The sequence below is a fragment of the Brevibacillus fluminis genome, from assembly GCF_003710825.1.
Classification (GTDB): domain Bacteria; phylum Bacillota; class Bacilli; order Brevibacillales; family Brevibacillaceae; genus Brevibacillus_D; species Brevibacillus_D fluminis.
Window position 1 is genome coordinate 321,113 of sequence record NZ_RHHQ01000004.1, and the last position, 19,506, is coordinate 340,618.

The window sequence follows — 19,506 nt, forward strand, 5'->3', positions numbered from 1 at the left end:
TCTACCTCCCGCCATCTATGACACTCTTCATTTTGACAAAATAACCGTTGGTCATATCCGCCAACCCTCGATAGTAGAGCTGTGTTTTTGCTAACTGGGTTTCTTCATACTCAACATCGACGTTATTCCCGTTATTTTGCATGATCAAACCTGAATTTGAAGTAATCGTCGGCAGCGGAATTGAGCCCGTGTCAGAAAACGGTATGTGGCGTGCATCAGTGCGGTAGGCTGGCAAATTTTCACTATCACCATTCAGTTCCGCTTGCAACATACTTTCAAAAGCTACCTGTTTGCTTTTGTACTGCGGCGTATCCACATTGGCGATATTGTTTTGAATCGTGCGTAGTCTGAGGGAGGAAGCATCCAGCGATCTCTCCATAATCCCCAAAGTCTGATTAAATAACACTCGCAATCCCTCCATTACATAACTACCAGTTCAACAATTGACTCCATAATTCCTGCTAATTCGACAACTCAACACGAATAATCATATCAAAATCATATTTTGTAAAAAAGCCCTATCTTATGGAAGCTCCCAATTTGATTCATAAGCACTATTTCACTATTTTTATATTTTCAACCTACAAATAGTTCCAAATGTAAGGAAATATCATCCAACGAGGAATTCTCTGAATTTTCCCCATACAAAAAAACAGCTTACAGTTGTAAGCTGTTTTTATCGTAGGCTCGTAGTAGTAGTTACCTATACCTAGCTTTAGGAAGTTTTCAGCTTCTCCAGTTCTGGGAGCAGCTTTTCGTTCAAAATTTTGATGAACGTTCCTTTCATCCCAAGGGAGCGGGACTCGATTACGCCTGCGCTTTCCAGCTTGCGCAGCGCGTTTACAATCACAGAACGGGTAATACCGACGCGGTCCGCAATTTTAGAAGCAACGAGCAAACCTTCTTTTCCTTCCAGCTCATCGAAAATGTGTTCAACTGCTTCCAGTTCGCTGTAGGACAAAGAACCGATCGCCATTTGCACAACCGCTTTACTACGCGCTTCTTCCTCAATCGCTTCCGCGCGCTCACGCAAAATTTCCATACCGACAACCGTTGCACCTACTTCAGCCAGGATCAAATCATCCTCAACGAAGCGATTGTTCAGGCGGGCCAAAATCAGGGTACCCAGACGGTCACCACCGCCGATGACAGGAACGATCGTTGTCAATCCGGAGCGGAACACATCTTTCATTTCCACAGGGAACGCTGTATATGGGCTATCGATATCCAGGTTTGCTGACGTTTCTTCTACTTTCAGCAGGTTGTTGTTATATGCTTCTGGGAAACGGCGTTCTTCGACCATTTTGCGAATGCGGTCGTTGTCCACTTCTTGCGCAACTTCATACCCTAACAGTTTCCCTTTGCGGGACAACACATAAATATTTGCATCGATGACGTCGCTCAAGACTTGCGCCATTTCGTTGAAATTGACCGCATGTCCTGCAGATTTTTGCAGCATCCGATTGATTCTTCTTGTCTTAGAAAGCAAATCCATTTTAAAGTCCTCCTGATATTCACTTTTCGCAGTGGTAGTTTTACAAGATGTATTGACTCAAATCACGGTTTTTCACGATGGTTGCCAGCTTTTCCTGCACGTACGCCGGCGTGATCTGCACAACCTCCAGATGGATGTCAGGCGCTTCGAATGATAAATCTTCGAGCAGCTTTTCCAAAATGGTGTGCAACCGTCGTGCCCCGATGTTGTCTGTCGATTGATTCACTTCAGTAGCCAAAACGGCAATCTCGCGGATAGCCTCTGGCGTGAACTCTACCCGGACCCCTTCGGTTTCGAGCAAAGCGACATACTGCTTGATCAGTGCATTTTTGGGCTCCGTCAAAATCCGAACGAAGTCGTCAACTTTGAGGCTGCTCAGCTCCACACGAATCGGGAATCGCCCTTGCAATTCTGGTATGAGATCAGACGGTTTTGCGATATGGAACGCCCCTGCGGCGATGAACAAAATGTAGTCCGTTTTCACTGGACCATATTTGGTCATCACAGTTGAGCCTTCCACGATTGGCAAAATATCGCGCTGCACACCCTCACGTGATACGTCGGGCCCGCGTCCGTCTTTGCCAGCAATCTTGTCGATCTCGTCGATGAAAATGATGCCATGCTGTTCCACCCGATTGATGGATTCTTGAATGACTTCATCCATATCCACCAGTTTTTGCGCTTCTTGCTGAATTAATACCTTTCGCGCTTCTTTAATTCGCAATTTTCGTTTCTTCGTCTTTTTGGGCATGAGGCTACCGAGCATATCCTGCATCTGCATCCCCATTTGCTCCGCCCCCGGAACCTGAAACATATCGAGCATCGATGGTGCCTGATCCTCTACCTCGATCTCTACCATCTGCTCTTCTAACTGGCCAGCTGCCAATTGGAATGCGACTTGTCTGCGCGTTTGTTGAATGTTTGCGTCCTCTGGATCGTTTTGCGTGTTCTGCTGTTGGTTTTGATTGCCAAACAGCATTTCCAGCGGATTTTTGAAATTGCTAGCCTGTTTTTTGGATGGAACCAGCAGATTGACTAGCTCTTCGTTTGCCAGTTTTTCCGCTTTGTCTTGAACGGTCTCCATCTTTTCGTTTTTCACAATACGAATGGCAGATTCGATCAAATCGCGAACCATCGATTCAACATCTCGGCCGACATAGCCGACTTCCGTAAATTTGGTCGCTTCTACCTTTACAAACGGCGCACCTGTCAGCTTGGCAATCCTGCGGGCTATCTCTGTCTTCCCTACGCCAGTTGGTCCAATCATCAAAATGTTTTTCGGCACCACATCTTCTTTAAGTCCTTCGGGAAGCTTGCTGCGTCGATAGCGATTTCGCAGGGCAACGGCGATCGCCTTTTTGGCTTGCGCTTGCCCAACGATATATTTGTCAAGATGTTCGACTATAGATCTGGGAGTTAACTGTTCTAACGCAAGCATTTGACATCCTCCCTTTCGCTTAGCTCTTTATCTCTTCTACCACTAGATTGGAATTCGTAAAGACGCAAATTTCCGCCGCTGTCAGCAATGAAGCCTCTGCTATTTCTCGCGCCGTAAGATGTGGAGCATATTTTTTCAAGGCACGGCCAGCCGAAAGAGCGAAACTGCCTCCCGAGCCGATTGCCAAGATTCCGTCATCCGGTTCGATGATTTCGCCATTTCCCGATATGAGCAACAGATGGGAAGTATTCATGACGATCATCATCGCTTCCAGCTTGTGCAGAATCTTATCACTCCGCCATTCCTTGGCGAGCTCCACCGCTGCGCGCTGCAGGTTGCCGTGATACTCCTCCAGCTTCCCTTCAAACTTTTCAAATAGCGTGATGGCATCGGCCACAGAGCCCGCAAAACCAGCTACAACTTCACCGCGATAGAGCCTGCGCACTTTTTTTGCCCCATGCTTCATAACCATGCTGTTCGCGAACGTAACTTGACCGTCTCCCGCCATCGCCCCAGCACCTTGATGATGAATTGCAAAAATTGTTGTCGCATGAAATTGTTCCATCGTCCTTCACCTCCCGTGTTTCTCTGCCCGTGGATGAGCAGAATCGTACACTTCACGAAGCCGTTCTTTGGTCACATGTGTATAAATTTGCGTGGTAGAGATGTTCACGTGTCCAAGCAATTCCTGAACCGTCCGCAAATCCGCCCCTGCATTCAACATATGGGTAGCAAAGGTATGCCGAAACGTGTGCGGTGAAATGCTCAAATGTAAAGCCGTTTCCTCTACGTATTTATCGACGATGCGGCGCACGCTGCGATCTGTGAGCGGTTCTCCGCGATAGTTGAGCAACAGCATACCTGAGTCGGCTTTTCCCGCAAGTAATTGCGGTCGACCGGAAGCAAGGTAATCCCGGATCACTGAAATGGCATAGCTGCCAATCGGAACATACCGCTCCTTCGCTCCTTTTCCAAACACAAGCGCAACGCCCATCGAAAGATTAATCGCCTTTACTTCTAGTGTTACCAGTTCTGACACACGAATTCCACTTGCATACAACAGTTCAAAGATCAATTGGTCCCGCTGCCCGAGCGGTGTCGTGGCATCAGGAGCAGTCAGCAATCGTTCGATCTCTTGCGGATAGAGAAAGGAAGGTAGCTTCTTTTCTACTTTCGGTGTAGATACAGCTTGAAACGGATTCTGCGTCACAACCCCTTCGCGCATCAGAAAGCGATAAAAGCTCCGCAAACTAGACAATTTCCGGGCGATACTCCGGCGCTTCAACCCTTGACCTGCCAAGCGGGCCAAAAAAGAGCGCCCGTGCAAAGAAGAAACAGCAGCCAATGAGTTGATTTGGTGCTGTTCCATAAATGCAACAAATTCATGTATATCTGCAACGTAGTTGTTGATGGTATGAAGCGAGGCGTTTTTTTCCACCCTCAAGTAATCCGTGTAAGCATCGACTTCCCGTGAAAATTGAGCAGAGTTCATTTCTGAAGCACTCCCCCCAAAAGCACCTTTATAGTACCACAAGCAAATTTAGATATTCAACCAATTGTGTGTCGTTTTTGTGTAAAATTCTGAATTGTATTCAACGCACGTTCTGCGATTCGCTCGTTTTTTTCTTTTTTGTTGCGGATTCGTTGAGGCAAATCGGGCAACAGACCAAAGTTCGCGTTCATCGGTTGAAAATGCTTGGCTGCCGTCGTGGTGATGTAATGAGCCATGCTACCCATCACCGTTTCTTGCGGTAGTACCATAAGCTCTTCACCCTTCACCAACCGCGCTGCATTCAACCCTGCCAAAAGTCCGGAAGCGGCTGATTCCACATAGCCTTCCACACCTGTCATTTGCCCCGCAAAAAACAGGTCGTCGCGCTCGCGATATTGATAGGTTGAACGCAAAAGCTTCGGTGAGTTGATGAACGTATTGCGATGCATGACGCCATAGCGGATAATCTCGCAATTTTCCAGACCAGGAATCATCGAAAAGACTCGTTTTTGATCCGGCCACTTCAGATGCGTTTGGAAACCTACCATATTATAAAGCGTTGCAGCGCTGTTGTCCTGTCTCAGCTGGATAACGGCATACGGCTGCTTCCCGGTGTTCGGATCAATAAGTCCTACCGGCTTAAGCGGTCCGAATAACATGGTCTGACGGCCTCTATTTGCCATCACTTCAATCGGCATGCAACCTTCAAAGAAAATTTCTTTCTCAAACTCTTTCAGCGGTACCGTCTCCGCCGTAATCAACGCCTCATAGAATCGATTGAACTCTTCCTCTGACATTGGACAGTTGAGATAAGCCGCCTCACCTTTATCGTAACGAGAAGCTACGAAGACTTTGTTCATGTCGATCGAATCTTTTTCAATGATTGGCGCCGCCGCATCATAGAAATACAGGTACTCTTCACCGGTCAGTTCTTTCAACTTAGAAGACAGTGCCGGAGAAGTGAGTGGACCGCTCGCAATCACGGTCGGCCCTTCCGGCAACTCGGTGATTTCATCAGTAATGACTTCGATGAGCGGATGGTTACGCACCGCTTCCGTGACATAATCGGCAAATTCATGCCGGTCAACTGCAAGTGCGCCACCTGCCGGAACTGCACAGCGATCCGCTGCTTCGATAATGACGGATCCGAGTCTTCTCATTTCTTCCTTTAATACGCCTACCGCATTGGTTAGCGAATTGGCGCGAAGTGAATTGCTGCAGACCAATTCTGCGAATTTTTCCGTATGGTGCGCAGGTGTTTGCACTTTCGGGCGCATTTCGTACAGCTTGACAGGAACGCCAGCCTGGGCAATTTGCCAGGCTGCCTCACTTCCCGCCAATCCAGCGCCAACTACAGTTACATAAGATTTTGTCATGCTGACTTCCTCCACTGCTTTAGTATCTCGGTCCCGATCAGGTGTCTGCTTCCTCCATGTAGTCACAGCTCGTGCACACGACGCTGACCCCTTGTTTTTTCCGTTTTTTCTCGACCATCAAGCTGTTGCACTTTGGACATGGCCGTGATATCGGTTTGTCCCATGACACGTATTCACATTCCGGATAGCGGTTGCAGCCGTAAAACACCCGGCTCTTTTTGCTTTTCCGTTCGATGATGGAACCTTCGTGACAAGAAGGACAGGTCACGCCAATTTCTTTGACGATTGGTTTTGTATTGCGGCAATCCGGGAAGCCGGAGCAAGCGAGGAACTTGCCAAAGCGGCCAAGCTTATAAACCATAACGCTGCCGCACAGTTCACAAACCTCGTCCGATTCTTCGTCTTTTAGCTCGACTTCTTTCATCTCTTCTTCTGCCACTGTAACGCGTTTGGCAAAGTCACCATAAAATTCATCAAGCACTTTGATCCAATTGATTACTCCATCCTCAATGTGGTCGAGCTCCGACTCCATTTGGGAGGTAAATTCTACGTCGAGTATTTCAGGGAAAAACTCCTCAACCAACGAGATGACGATTTCTCCAAGTTCAGTCGGCACAAACCGTTTCTCATCAAGCGCTACATAACCGCGCTTCTGAATTGTCTCAAGTGTAGGCGAATAGGTGGATGGACGTCCGATTCCGTTTTCCTCCAGCGTTTTGACAAGCCGCGCCTCTGTATAACGTGGTGGAGGCTGAGTGAAATGCTGGTTCGGTTCGATATTTTCCTCCTGCACCTCGCGCCCTTCTTCAATCGGAGGCAAAAATTTTTCATCCTCATTGCCGCCGTCATCGTTGCCTTCCACATAGACTTTCATGAATCCAGGGAATTTAATCTTTGAACCGGTCGCTCGGAAGATCACCTGGTTAACCTCGATGTCCACGCTCATCGTATCGAGAACGGCAGAAGACATTTGACTGGCAACAAAGCGTTCCCAGATCAATCGGTATAGACGCAGCTGGTCCCTACCCAAAAAGGCTTTCATCTCTTCAGGCGTTCTCAATACCGAAGTAGGCCGAATCGCTTCATGCGCATCCTGAGCCCCTTCGCTTTTGCCGTGAACTCGCGCTTCTTCCGGAGAGTAGGTCGGTCCATACGTGGAGACGATAAATTCTTTTGCCTCATTTTGCGCAGTCTGGGAGATGCGGGTTGAGTCAGTACGCATGTATGTAATCAAACCGACAGTACCTTCTTTACCCAAGTCGATCCCTTCATACAATTGCTGTGCCAACATCATCGTTTTTGCAGTGCGGAAATTAAGCTTTCGGGCCGCTTCCTGCTGAAGCGAGCTGGTGGTGAATGGCGGTGCAGGATTCCGTTTGCGTTCCTTCTTGGTAACCTTTTTCACGATGTACGATTTGTCTTTGATCCGAGCGAGCACTTCCTGTACTTCCTGTTCAGAATGCAGCTCTACTTTTTCACCATCGTAGCCATAAAAGCGCGCCTCAAACGGCTTTCCTTCATACAGCATCGTATTCGTGATCGTCCAATACTCTTCAGGGATAAATGCATTGATTTCTTTTTCCCTGTCGATAATCATTTTGACCGTTACCGATTGGACGCGTCCAGCACTAAGACCTTTGCGAACTTTTTTCCACAGAATCGGGCTGATATTATAACCAACAAGCCGGTCGAGAATACGCCGTGCCTGTTGGGCATTCACCAAGTCCATATTGATATGGCGCGGATGTTTGAATGCATCCTTAATCGCTTCCTTGGTAATTTCATTGAACACGACGCGAAGCGGCTGGCTTGTATCCAATCCCAGATATTGCGCCAGATGCCATGCGATTGCTTCTCCTTCGCGATCCGGGTCGGCTGCGAGATATATTTTCTTCACTTTTTTCGCAGCATCCTTTAAAACCTTCAGTACATCTCCCTTGCCGCGAATCGTGATGTATTTCGGTTCAAATCCCTTCTCTACATCTACACCCATCTGACTTTTGGGGAGATCTCTAACATGGCCCATCGAAGCTTTTACAATATATTTTCCACCGAGGTATTTTCCAATTGTTTTTGCCTTCGCCGGGGACTCGACGATCACTAGCGCATCTGCCAATTCCTTCCTCCCCCTTCAGGTATAGAATCTCCCCTATTATTCAATAAGCAAGTTGCATTTGTCAAACATTTGGCAGGATAAGCTCTTGATTTTTAGTTTTTGACATAAAAACCGCCCGGCAAACTATGGATCAGACCCTTTGTCTCAAGCATCAGTAGATGCTTGTTGAGCATGCGGTTTACTTCAGCCGGCACCATGTCCGCGAGCTGGTTATGATGGAGCGGCTCGTGCGTGAGCAATGCCAATACTTCCCGCTCTTCATCATTTACCTTTGGTTTTTCGCGCAATGATATGTGTGCACTTGTGGCAAGCTGTCCGATCCACTCTTCCGCCAAATCAGCTGCATTTGTTACTAGCTTTGCTCCCTGTTTTATCAAATTATGCGGACCTGCGCTCATTTCCGAAAAAATCGGTCCCGGCACCGCGAAAACGTCCCTTCCTTGCTCTAATGCGCAGTCGGCCGTGATTAAAGAACCACTTTTTTCCGCTGCTTCCACCACCAAGGTCCCGAGCGAAAGTCCACTGATGATGCGATTTCGTTCAGGAAAAAGCCCCGGTACTGGGCTAGTGCCATACGGATGTTCACTTAGTAGTAAACCTTTTTCCTTGATTTGTGCAAAAAGCCCGGAGTTGGAGCGCGGGTACACGATATCAATTCCGCATCCGAGCACGGCGATCGTCGTTCCTCCCGTTCGAATCGCTGTCTGATGGGCGATTGCATCGATCCCAAGGGCAAGACCGGATACGATTCCTAACCCAAGATTCGACAGTTGTTCTGTCAAAAATTGACAAGACGCTCTTCCGTATGAAGTTGGTTTTCGAGCACCGACGACAGCAACCAACGGCTTTTGCAGTAAGGACAACTCACCAGCATAAAACAACAGCATCGGTGGGTCTGGGATTTCGCGCAAACTCTCCGGAAACTCTGGATCTAGGATGCAGATGAAGCGTTGCCCCGCCATGACGCGTCTTTGTTTCTCCCATTCGATTTGCTCGGGGACCAGTTGTGAGAGAATAGCCGCACCTATTGTTGGCGAGATTTGTAGCTCACGGCTCAATTCTTCTTGATCAAGCTGTCTTATTACGGAAAAACATCCATACCGTTCAAACAGACGCTGCAGCATCCGTCTTCCCACACCTTTTCTTATCCGTAACGAATAAAGCCAATCTCGTTCTAGCAGACTCTCTTTCACTCCGTGCTCCCCCTCCTTTTTCTCTATATTATAGGAAGAGACAGAAGCATTCGCAAAAATATGAATCTTGTTTCACCTTTTGAGCGTAAAAAAAGAAGACGGCACAGCCGTCTCCCTTTTAAAAAGCATATTACTTGCTCATTACTTTTTCCAGCAAGCCTTTTTCTTTCAATACTTCTACCAGCGTTTCGCCGATCACAGCAGGTGTTTTCGCTACGCGAACACCGCAGGATTCGAGCTTCGCGATTTTTTCAGCTGCTGTACCTTTACCGCCGGAGATGATCGCACCAGCATGGCCCATGCGTTTTCCTGGAGGTGCAGTTTGACCGCCGATGAAGCCGATTACTGGCTTTTTCATGTTAGCAGCGATCCATTCTGCCGCTTCTTCTTCCGCTGTACCGCCGATTTCACCGATCATGATTACTGCTTCTGTGTCTGGATCTTCGTTGAACAGGCTCAGTACATCGATGAAGTTGGTACCGTTTACAGGGTCTCCACCGATACCGACTGCAGTGGATTGACCAATGCCACGAGTAGATGTTTGGTGTACTGCTTCGTACGTGAGGGTACCGGAGCGGGAAACGATGCCCACTTTACCTGGTGTGTGGATGTAGCCAGGCATGATACCGATTTTGCATTCGCCTGGAGTAATAACGCCTGGGCAGTTTGGACCGATCAGACGAGTCTTTTTGCCTTCCATGTAGCGTTTCACTTTGATCATGTCGATTACTGGAATACCTTCTGTGATGCAGATCACGAGATCCAACTCAGCGTCAACTGCTTCCATGATCGCATCAGCAGCGAATGGAGGAGCGACATAAATAACAGACGCGTTTGCACCTGTAGCAGCTACAGCTTCAGCAACGGTGTTGAAAACTGGAATGCCTTCAACCTCAGTGCCACCTTTACCTGGTGTTACACCGCCAACCATTTGTGTACCGTATTCGAGGGCACCTTTCGCATGGAACAGACCAGTAGCACCAGTAATCCCTTGCGTAATTACTTTTGTATTTTTATTAACGAGGATACTCATCGCGTATAGTTCCCACCTTTTCTTACGTATCGGTTCATAAGAAAAACTTCTCGCCAAAGACATTGCCTGTGAGCAAGCCCCTTGCAGACAAAGGTTTTTCTTCTGGTCCAACCAAGTCAGCGCGTCATTGCGCATGCACTTTTTGGAACGATGAAAATGCTTACTTCACGAGAGCAACGATTTTCTCGGCACCATCAGCCATGGATTCAGCAGCTACGATGTTCAAGCCGGATTCGTTGAGGATCTTTTTGCCCAGCTCAACATTCGTACCTTCCAGACGAACTACCAGCGGACGATCCAATTTTACTTGTTTCGCTGCACCTACAACACCGTTTGCAATGATGTCGCACTTCATGATACCGCCGAAGATGTTAACAAAGATACCTTTTACTTTTTCATCGGACAAGATGATTTTGAAGGCTTCTGTTACTTTCTCTTCAGTCGCTCCGCCCCCTACATCGAGGAAGTTCGCAGGTTCGCCGCCGTAGAAGTTTACGATATCCATAGTCGCCATTGCGAGACCTGCACCGTTAACCATGCAGCCGATGTTACCATCAAGCGCGATGTAGGACAGATCGAATTTGGAAGCCTCGATTTCTTTCGGATCTTCTTCTTCCAGGTCGCGCAATGCCACGATGTCAGGATGACGGAACAGTGCGTTGCTGTCGAAGTTCAGTTTGGCATCCAGCGCCATAACTTCACCGTCGCCAGTTACAACCAATGGGTTGATTTCAGCGATAGAGCAATCTTTATCTGCGAATGCTTGGTACAAGCTCATCATGAATTTAACCGCTTTGTTCACCAATGCGTTCGGAATGTTGATCGCATAAGCAAGGCGGCGAGCTTGGAACATATTCAGACCTGTTACTGGATCGATAACTTCTTTGAAGATTTTTTCTGGGCTATGTTCAGCCACTTCTTCGATTTCAGTACCGCCCTCTTCGGACGCCATCATCGTAATGCGGCCAGTTGCACGGTCAACAACCAGACCTACGTAGTATTCTTTCTTGATATCGCAGCCTTGCTCGATCAAGAGGCGTTTTACTTCTTTACCTTCTGGGCCAGTTTGATGTGTAACCAGCACTTTGCCCAGGATTTGTTCCGCATATGTACGAACTTCATCCAGGTTTTTCGCAACTTTAACGCCGCCAGCTTTACCACGGCCACCTGCGTGGATTTGCGCTTTTACGACGCAAACAGAAGTTCCCAATGTTTTTGCTGCTTCAACTGCTTCTTCAACAGTGAACGCTACGCGCCCATCAGGAACTTTCACACCGTACTGTCTCAGTATCTCTTTACCTTGATACTCATGAATGTTCATTCTCCATCCTCCTATGTCAGATCGTAGAGCAGATCAGCAGTGCTCTGACTCAGTGAGAAGGTTTTCCAAGTTCTCCCCTGTGTCAAAATCCTGCCACAAATCTGTACAACAAGACTATATTACGACATAATCTGCAAATATGGTAGTCCATTTCACTTCTAAAAATCTCGTTTCCTATATCCTTGCCCATTCTTGCGGTTTCCATGAATCGCATTTATTTGCTGATAATCTGGCGATAATCCCTCAAAAGCTCCTGCAATTTGGATTGTTGGTACATTTTTCCTTCATAGCGAAACGTGTCGCCATAAACGCGGATCGTGTGCTCCGTATTCCCGGTCATCACACGTAAATAATAGGCTGGTGAAGTTGTTGGGGAAGGCGTCGATAAAGGATGGGCACGTTTCAATTCCCGGACGGTTTCATGCAGCAACCCCATATAGCGGCTTGATTCAGCCGGATCATAGGTCAATGTGTCGGACATCCCCTCACCGGTTGGGGCGAGAATGACTTTTGTCGCTTGCAGCAACGGGTCAAACACATCCCGTACTCCCTCTTTTTCCGGTGGGAGCCAGTTCGCGACTGCAGAAAACAAATCCGTGGAAACCGTGTAAAACAAATGTTCTTTACCGAGTGATAAACCGATCAGGCTCGGGGAAAGGAGTCGGGCTGCAATAGCGCGTTCCGGCGTATTGATCACCAGCTGATAGCCTGGATAAAGGGAGTATTGCAATGGTTCTGTGGTTTCAGAAAAGGTTGCGGATGTGAGAAGCTTGTTTATTTTTGCCGTTTCTTCATCGGTCGGAATGTAGTGCTGGTCCAAGTCAGTTGCAGACAGTTCCAGCGTACGAATATGAATTTGTTGGAAGACAACCTCTGCTGTCTCTTTGCGAATCCAATGGTATAAGACGTTCATGGCTTCGCTCCCAGGGCCAATTTCCAACACAAAAGGCGCCGATTGTGAACGGTAGACAATCAGCGTGAAGCGAGCATCGTCTGTTTTCACCTTTTCAAGTTCCTGGGGTAAGAACGCCGCCATTTTTTCGGCGTTTTGCATAAATTCCTTTTTATCCAGGAAAATCTCCTGGCCATCAGTCGTCATAACCGATACTTTATCAATCGTGCCGAACTGCTCTTGGATCTTAGAAGTTGCATGGGAATCGTTGTCTGTCACAGGCTTCGTGGTAACTTCAGAGCAACCCGCAGAAATAGAACATGCCAGTATCGCCAGGAACATTGTCCAAGCATGCAAGCAAGCTCGCATTGAGCGTCCTCCTTTCGTAATTCCCCCTGCTCCCTTTTTCGTGATGCTTTTCTCTGTCTATTTTGCTTTTTACAGCAAACCCAAACGGCGGCTCACTTCCGTACCAAGCTTGCGTTTCACGTAGATTTCACCGATTTGATGCGGATCGCGGACGATGATGGAGCGATTATTCGTCCGAATTGAGACAAATTTTTCGTTGTTTTTGTCCAATCCGCAAATCAGCTCCGATCCTACTTCGACAAAAATGCACGCTACATACTTATCGTCCACTTTTTTGATCGAAATCTTTGGAAAGGGAGCCAACAGCGGCGTTGTTTTGTCTTGAATATACTGGGTAATCGCGAGCATGTATTTGTCTTGATCGCCGTAATGGGCCAACTCCTCATTGATTCCCACAATCGTGTTATCGTCATTAATTCCAAGGTATAAATTGCCGTTGTTGCTGTTCGCAAAGGCGACGACCGCTTTGATGATGGCGCTCTTGGAGTTGAGGAAGTCACGCTTGAATTCAATCATGTCGTTTTCTCCCAGCTGTGTTGCGGTTAGCGGGTCATCGATTTTGCCCAAATAGCGGAAGCGGCTCAGTGCGCCCAGGCGATACACATATTCTTCAAAGATGTCCGCAGGCAAATTGATCTCTTCAATCGCAGCATCGGAATTTTGCCACAGCTTATAGGTTTGCGGGGAGAAGCACATATCGAACAGCACGTTGGTCCCCAGAGACTTGATATTCATACCGATCGCCACTGCATGGACTTGTGTTGGCTGATAGCTTTCCAATCCCTGCATCTCTAAAACACCGCTATGTATCAAAAAATCAAAATAGCGGTTCGGAAGCGAAACGGATGACTTTACCAACCCCCGCGTCTGATCGCCGTAAAGCGGTTTCGTAATGTGATAGAGATCAAAGAAAATCGTATCTTCAGTTGCATGATGAACAATTGCCAAAAAGTAGCATGGATTTCTCATAGCTCTCCCTATCATCGTGTGGAATCGTATTTTGAAAACAAGCCAACTTTGGTGCCAATTTATTTTGCAGCCAGAAAGAATCGCCCTAACGATTCGGGTTCTTTCCGACTGCAAGTTTTTCCATACTTACCAATAGCCGATTACCATCATTCTCCGCAGTAAGCAAATAGTACCATTCGCATTTCCAGTCATACAAGTTTTTCTCTCGTAAAAATCTCGGGATTAGCTCTCTACCTGCGTGATGGTTCGAATTGCCGAGCGACAGAACCAACCCAATGCCGCACCTGTAAAAATAAGAGCGGCCGCTACGTCATACGTTGCCCGGATGCCGAAATGGTCGGAAACATAACTCAACCCGATGGCGGAAAAGCCAAATGTGATATACGCCAAAGCTGCTTGTGCAGACAATACTTTTGGCAGCAAATTCGTCGGGACGACACGTTGGTATAACGTTTGTTTAGCGATTGCTTGCAGTTGATAAACTGGCCCAAACAGAGCGGATATGACAAGAGCCCAAACCGGAACACTGACATAGATGAAGCAAAGTGTCAACAATCCGGTACAGAGCGTCCCGCCGATCACTGTGACGAGAAGTCGTCTATTCAACTGATTGGCGAGCGCGATCACAATCACGCCCCCGGCGATCGTCCCCAGAAAATAGCTCGCGTTGATAAATCCCCACCACTGTTCACCTTGATGCAAAACTTCATTTACATAGACGAGTAGAATGGCAGCCATCCAGACGCCACCCGCGATCCCTTCGAGAAAATCCATCGTTGTCAAAATGCGAATCGGCTTCATCGTCCAAATGTACGACCAGCCTTCTTTCAAGGAGTCACGTATACCTGGTCTATTCTTTTCCTGCGATCGCTCCGATTTTGGCAATCGGATGAAAAAAAGTGAGAGTGCAGAAAGTGAAAACATCGCAAATGTTAGCCATAAAACAGTCGTGCCGCCCAACCAAGCGACGAGGACTCCCCCCATTGCCCAACCAGCCATTTGCACGCTTTGATCGACCGTAGACATAAGGCCATTGGCGCGCATCAGCTGATCTTTCTCAACCAATAGCGGGATCATTGCGTTTCTCGCAGGTGTCGTCCACCCATCAAGCAACGCCATCAAAATAATAAATCCATACAAACCATATAATGGTGAATGCGCGTCGATTTGTGCCGAGTAAACCGTCAACCCCAATAACAAAATGGTCTGCCCAAGCTGAGATGCGATAATGATGGAACGGAGCCGAAATCGATCCAGCAGCAGCGGCGCCAAAATGCCGCTCGTGAATTGTGCCAAGCAACGAAGTGCAGGGAACATCGCTGTATATACAGCAGTACCCGTAATCGTATAGACAAGCGTAATCATCGAGACAATGTAAAAGACATCGCCGATATTAGCCAATGATTGGCCGGCGACGAGAAAACCGAACTGTTTTTTTCCCATGAGGTAATAGCCCCTTACGTTCTCAATTTTGTATTGATTTCGTTATGAGATCGTAAAGGATTCCTACACTGGTTTCGCCTCTTTCGTTCTAATAGTACAATTATTTTGAATCATTTATGATTTAACTATACCAAGCAAATGCGCTTGATTCAATCCTTTCATGCGATGAAAGACTTCAACGGAAAAACAGAGGAGATATTCGCTACCATCGTTACGTGATTGGTAAGCTTATTCGCTTTAGCTGGTATTTCCAGCGGAAACAGTTGAATCGTCTGGAATATTTTACAAAAATGAGCGCAATTTCTTTTGCACCTGATGCCCAGTTTCTTTGCATGATTTGTGTTGACAGGCAGTCGGTCTGTGATGCCGCTGCGATTTTGGAGCAAAAGAAATTGATCTTTTTCTCCTTCTTGGTTGGGCGGAGAGCAGATAGTTGTAAGTGGGAACACAAAGGATACGGTTAGACAATTGGATAAATGCTATAAACCGCAGTACTGTATGAAAATGAAAGGAGCGTACGATGACATGTACGCTCCTATTATATGACTTGTAGGTCGGAAGATTACCAATTGGAATGCGCCACTGATCTTTTCTGATCGGGCGATTATTTTTTTCTTTCCTTATCTTATACGCGGTTGCCACCCATCGAAACGACTCATGTGCACCGAGTCCAAATCGCCAACAAAAAACGATTTGCCATCGGCTGCCCACCCCAAAAATTGGATGTTGTCGATGGTATTGAGAAAGGGTCCTCCATCGAATGGATACACAAATGTTTTGTTCAGTGTTTTGATCACCAACTGCTCATATGCATCTTGCGCATTTGATGTAAACAGATATTTTTCCGCGACATAATTATGGCCGATCGGAGACCAGAATACTTGAATCAAATCACGCTCCAACGATTGTGGATGCTCCCCTGTTGGAGTACTCTTGCCCGTTTGCAGGTCGGTCATAAAACCGTTCCCTTCCTTGACATCAAACCGCAGCTTCATATCGTTGGAATAAGCAGGGAAGCTTTTAAATGAATGCGTATATTTTAGTCCGGTCGGCAAATCCAGCTCTTTAATCGTACCGTTGGCCTTGTACAAAACTTTTTTTGACGTGGGTATCCAATAGATCAACGCTACCGACTGTGTGCTGCTCACCTCACGATCACTGAGGAAAAATTGGTCGTTGACCTTCATTTTGAGCGTATTCATATCCTGCAGATAAAGCTGGTTGCGTTTTTGTGAATCAGGCTCTTTCTTATTTGCTTGAATAAATGTGAGATAATGACCATCAGGTGAGATTGCATAGTCGAGGATCGGTGTGTCAGCAGTCCCAGTTACAAGTAATGTTTTTTGTTTTGTGAGCGGATTAAACCGATACAAACTGCCTTTATCCATGATCAACAATTCGTCCTTGCCCGTAGCCCACTTGGCGAAACCACTTAACTGGCTAAGCTGCTTGGTTTTCGTATCAAATAAATAAGGAACTGTCTGCTCATCTTTCTTGAATCCCTGCTTTTCCGCATATAGAAAACGGCCGCTTGGTGACATGCTTGCTCGGTGCATCGCTTGGAACTGCGCGACGAGCGCTTGCTTTTTTCCATCTATGCCAATCTGATAGATTTTGGTCGGGGGAGCCGTCGTGTTTGTCGCAGCAGGAACTGCTCCAGCTGCGTTTGCTGTATATAATGATAACAGGGAACAAACGGAAGCTGTGAAAAGCACGGTCGCCAGAGCAACACTTTTTATTTTCATCTAATGTCATCCTTTCTGTGCCATATAGACGTCTGAAAGGTTTGAAATGTTACCAAAAAGGGTAAAAAGATCGCATTACAGCGAACTGGCGGTGATTCAAATGTCTCTGATGGCTCCTCGAACCATTGAACGTGAACGCAAGAAAAGCTTGATCAAAGATTTTTCGCAGATGCTTGATCAGTTGCAAAACTCAGACGATCCGAAAGCGGTTGGACTACTGATTACGTACCTGAACTCTCTTTTGCGCGTGAAAGATGTGACTCCACCCTTAAGTGAAATCATTAGCATTCTCAAATGGCAAAAACCAACGTTATTTCATCACGCCCGTCTTACTCTTCCTTCTACCAGCCACCTGACAATGGTTTTTCAGATTGATTTGAATCCTCATGTCGCACTCAAACGTTTGGAACAGTATGTGGAAAAATAAAGGTGCTACGCCACATTAGGCTAGAACCCCGCGATCCAAGGTACGATACCGGATTGCTTCCGCTACATGGTGAGCTTGCAGCTGTTCAGCGTTGTCGAGATCCGCAATGGTACGCGCGACTTTGAGGATTCTATCGTATGCCCGCGCACTTAGTTTCAATGTTTCAAATGCTGCCTGTAGCAATTCTTTCCCGTCTTCATTAAGCTGCGCATGTTTACGCAAATCTTTGCCGTTCATACCGCTATTGAACGGATACGCTGGTCTGCCAGAAAAACGTTTGGTTTGTACCGCTCTTGCGTGTTCTACTCGTTTGCAAATCGTCGCGGACAGCTCTTCCTGACGGCGTTCGCCTAGCAATTCAACGGGAACGCGTGGGACTTCCAGATGAAGGTCGATACGGTCCAACAACGGTCCGGAGATTTTCGAACGGTATTTCATTACCTGTAACGGTGTGCACGTGCACTCCCGCTGATCCGGGGACAAATAAAAGCCGCACGGGCAAGGGTTCATCGATGCGATCAGCAGAAATCGTGCAGGGTACGTATATACTTGTTTGGCCCGTCCAATCGTCACATACCCTGCCTCCAGCGGTTGCCGGAGCACCTCCAGAACGGCTCGTGAAAATTCGGGCATCTCATCAAGAAAAAGAATGCCGTTGTGTGCCAGACTGCACTCTCCTGGCCGTGGAGCGTGCGAACCTCCGCCAGCGAGCGCTGCTGCCGTAATCGTATGGTGGGGTGAACGAAACGGACGCTTTCCGATCAATCCACCGTGGGCGGACAGTTGTCCGGAGATACTGTAGATTTTTGTGACTTCAAAAGCTTCCTCCATGCTGAGGCCAGGCATGACGGATGGCATACAGTTGGCCAGCATTGTTTTGCCAGAGCCCGGTGGACCGATGAGCAGCACATTGTGAAACCCTGCTGCCGCAACCTCTAACCCTCTTTTCACAAAAGCCTGTCCCAGAACTTCACCAAAATCCCCCGCATCCTTCTGCACATTTTGGTCAAGTACCGGGGCATGCGGAAGGATGATTTCTTCCGATTGCTCCTCTTCTTCCAGCCGTTCGTTCTCACTTCCATTTGCATTTGGATGGAGCCAACTGCGCACCGCTTCTTTAAGTGTGCGAACCGGACGTATATTCAGATCGACAAGCCCTGCTTCAGCTTTGTTATGCAGCGGAACGATGGCATGTGTAAATCCGTGCCGACGGGCTTCCAGCAAAATAGGCAGCACGCCTGTTACAGGACGCACACTCCCATCCAAAGCAAGCTCTCCCAAGACAAGCATTTTCACCGGTGTCTCTTTGATCTGTTCGGATGCAGCCAAAATGCCAAGTGCAATGGCCAAATCAAAGCCAGACCCTTCTTTTCGCATATCAGCCGGCGCCAAATTGACCGTGATTCGTTGGATTGGGAATTGGCATTCGTTATTACGTAAAGCGGAGCGGACACGGTCACGCGATTCCTTTACCGCTGATCCGCCCAAACCGACAACGTCGAACTGTGGCAAGCCGTTGGCAATATCAACCTCGACCGTGACGATCAAGCCGTCAATTCCGTGGACGGTGCCTGAAAAGGTGCGTGCATACATGGTAACCTCCCCCTCTTGATTGTAGTGTAGGAAAAGATAGAGGGGTGGTGCAAATAAAGTTAGACTCTTTCTACTGCTCCTCATTCGGGATAGTCATTCGTTTTATCTCTTCAAAAGAAACCGGCGTATAATCCCACAGTTCCACACTCACGTTTATATAGTGGTTGCCTTCATACTTTTGCCCATGGATATGGCCGTGAATGTTAACATAGGGCATATTTTTGTTCATGTACATTGGTTCGTGCGACAGAAAATAAAACCCGCCGTAAACTAAGGGATATTCACTGACTTCATCAAATCCTACATCAAGCCACCATTTCTTCGTTCGTCCCCGGTCGTGGTTCCCCATAATCAAAAACTTGCTCCCGTATAACTGCTGCACAATGTCCCTTGTCTTTTCACGATTCAAAAAGGAGAAGTCGCCGAGATGAAATACTTTGTCTTCCTTGCCTACGACAGCGTTCCAGCGCTCGATCATCTTTGTTGTCATCTCGTCGACATCATGAAACGGCCTGGACTCAAAATCAATGATTTGTTTATGACCAAAATGATGATCCGAAATTACGAAGGTTTTTTGCATGGATTTGCCCTCCATCACTTATTT

17 protein-coding genes are annotated in these 19,506 nt (G+C 47.3%); 1 reads left to right on the plus strand and 16 read right to left on the minus strand.

The window, feature by feature from the left end; translation table 11 throughout:
• Position 1 precedes the first annotated feature (1 nt).
• From flgB to EDM56_RS03855, 14 genes are all read right to left on the minus strand, one after another.
• Positions 2-406, minus strand: coding sequence for a flagellar basal body rod protein FlgB (gene flgB / locus EDM56_RS03785; protein WP_122916545.1), 405 nt, complete (start codon positions 404-406; stop codon positions 2-4).
• A 309-nt stretch (positions 407-715) separates the two neighbouring features.
• Positions 716-1,495: a GTP-sensing pleiotropic transcriptional regulator CodY gene (gene codY, locus EDM56_RS03790; RefSeq protein ID WP_122916546.1), complete on the minus strand. Its 780-nt coding sequence runs from the start codon at positions 1,493-1,495 to the stop codon at positions 716-718.
• Between the two features lie 40 nt (positions 1,496-1,535).
• Positions 1,536-2,933, minus strand: coding sequence for an ATP-dependent protease ATPase subunit HslU (hslU, locus tag EDM56_RS03795; protein WP_122916547.1), 1,398 nt, complete (start codon positions 2,931-2,933; stop codon positions 1,536-1,538).
• A 19-nt stretch (positions 2,934-2,952) separates the two neighbouring features.
• Complete coding sequence (gene hslV / locus EDM56_RS03800; RefSeq protein WP_122916548.1) at positions 2,953-3,498, minus strand: ATP-dependent protease subunit HslV; 546 nt, start codon at positions 3,496-3,498, stop codon at positions 2,953-2,955.
• A 6-nt stretch (positions 3,499-3,504) separates the two neighbouring features.
• On the minus strand, positions 3,505-4,425 hold the full coding sequence (gene xerC / locus EDM56_RS03805) for a tyrosine recombinase XerC (protein WP_122916549.1): 921 nt from the start codon (positions 4,423-4,425) through the stop codon (positions 3,505-3,507).
• Positions 4,426-4,481: 56 nt separating this feature from the next.
• Positions 4,482-5,801, minus strand: a complete 1,320-nt coding sequence (trmFO, locus tag EDM56_RS03810; RefSeq protein ID WP_122916550.1) for an FADH(2)-oxidizing methylenetetrahydrofolate--tRNA-(uracil(54)-C(5))-methyltransferase TrmFO — start codon at positions 5,799-5,801, stop codon at positions 4,482-4,484.
• A gap of 37 nt (positions 5,802-5,838) precedes the next feature.
• Positions 5,839-7,917 carry a type I DNA topoisomerase gene (gene topA / locus EDM56_RS03815; protein ID WP_122916551.1) on the minus strand — a complete coding sequence of 693 codons (2,079 nt, stop codon included), beginning with the start codon at positions 7,915-7,917 and terminating at the stop codon, positions 5,839-5,841.
• A 92-nt stretch (positions 7,918-8,009) separates the two neighbouring features.
• Positions 8,010-9,110, minus strand: a complete 1,101-nt coding sequence (gene dprA, locus EDM56_RS03820; RefSeq protein WP_246009245.1) for a DNA-processing protein DprA — start codon at positions 9,108-9,110, stop codon at positions 8,010-8,012.
• Positions 9,111-9,240: 130 nt separating this feature from the next.
• A complete protein-coding gene (gene sucD, locus EDM56_RS03825; protein WP_122916553.1) occupies positions 9,241-10,143 on the minus strand; it encodes a succinate--CoA ligase subunit alpha in 903 nt (300 codons plus the stop codon).
• Between the two features lie 160 nt (positions 10,144-10,303).
• Positions 10,304-11,464: an ADP-forming succinate--CoA ligase subunit beta gene (sucC, locus tag EDM56_RS03830; protein WP_122916554.1), complete on the minus strand. Its 1,161-nt coding sequence runs from the start codon at positions 11,462-11,464 to the stop codon at positions 10,304-10,306.
• Positions 11,465-11,678: 214 nt separating this feature from the next.
• The gene (locus EDM56_RS03835) at positions 11,679-12,725 is read right to left on the minus strand and encodes a hypothetical protein (protein ID WP_122916555.1); all 1,047 of its coding nucleotides are present in this window, start codon (positions 12,723-12,725) and stop codon (positions 11,679-11,681) included.
• A 69-nt stretch (positions 12,726-12,794) separates the two neighbouring features.
• Positions 12,795-13,694, minus strand: coding sequence for an AlbA family DNA-binding domain-containing protein (locus EDM56_RS03840; protein WP_122916556.1), 900 nt, complete (start codon positions 13,692-13,694; stop codon positions 12,795-12,797).
• A gap of 222 nt (positions 13,695-13,916) precedes the next feature.
• A complete protein-coding gene (locus EDM56_RS03845; protein ID WP_122916557.1) occupies positions 13,917-15,137 on the minus strand; it encodes an MFS transporter in 1,221 nt (406 codons plus the stop codon).
• Between the two features lie 620 nt (positions 15,138-15,757).
• Entirely contained in the window at positions 15,758-16,882 is a 1,125-nt protein-coding gene (locus EDM56_RS03855) for a hypothetical protein (protein WP_122916559.1), read from the minus strand.
• Between the two features lie 46 nt (positions 16,883-16,928).
• On the opposite strand from EDM56_RS03855, the gene EDM56_RS03860 reads away from it, so the two are divergent.
• Positions 16,929-17,309 carry a hypothetical protein gene (locus EDM56_RS03860; protein WP_246009246.1) on the plus strand — a complete coding sequence of 127 codons (381 nt, stop codon included), beginning with the start codon at positions 16,929-16,931 and terminating at the stop codon, positions 17,307-17,309.
• 15 nt (positions 17,310-17,324) lie between these two features.
• On the opposite strand, the gene EDM56_RS03865 is transcribed toward EDM56_RS03860, so the two are convergent.
• Together EDM56_RS03865 and EDM56_RS03870 are read right to left on the minus strand one after the other, a co-directional pair.
• Positions 17,325-18,902, minus strand: a complete 1,578-nt coding sequence (locus tag EDM56_RS03865) for a YifB family Mg chelatase-like AAA ATPase (RefSeq protein WP_122916560.1) — start codon at positions 18,900-18,902, stop codon at positions 17,325-17,327.
• A 70-nt stretch (positions 18,903-18,972) separates the two neighbouring features.
• Positions 18,973-19,482, minus strand: coding sequence for a metallophosphoesterase (locus EDM56_RS03870; protein ID WP_122916561.1), 510 nt, complete (start codon positions 19,480-19,482; stop codon positions 18,973-18,975).
• Positions 19,483-19,506: the final 24 nt, after the last annotated feature.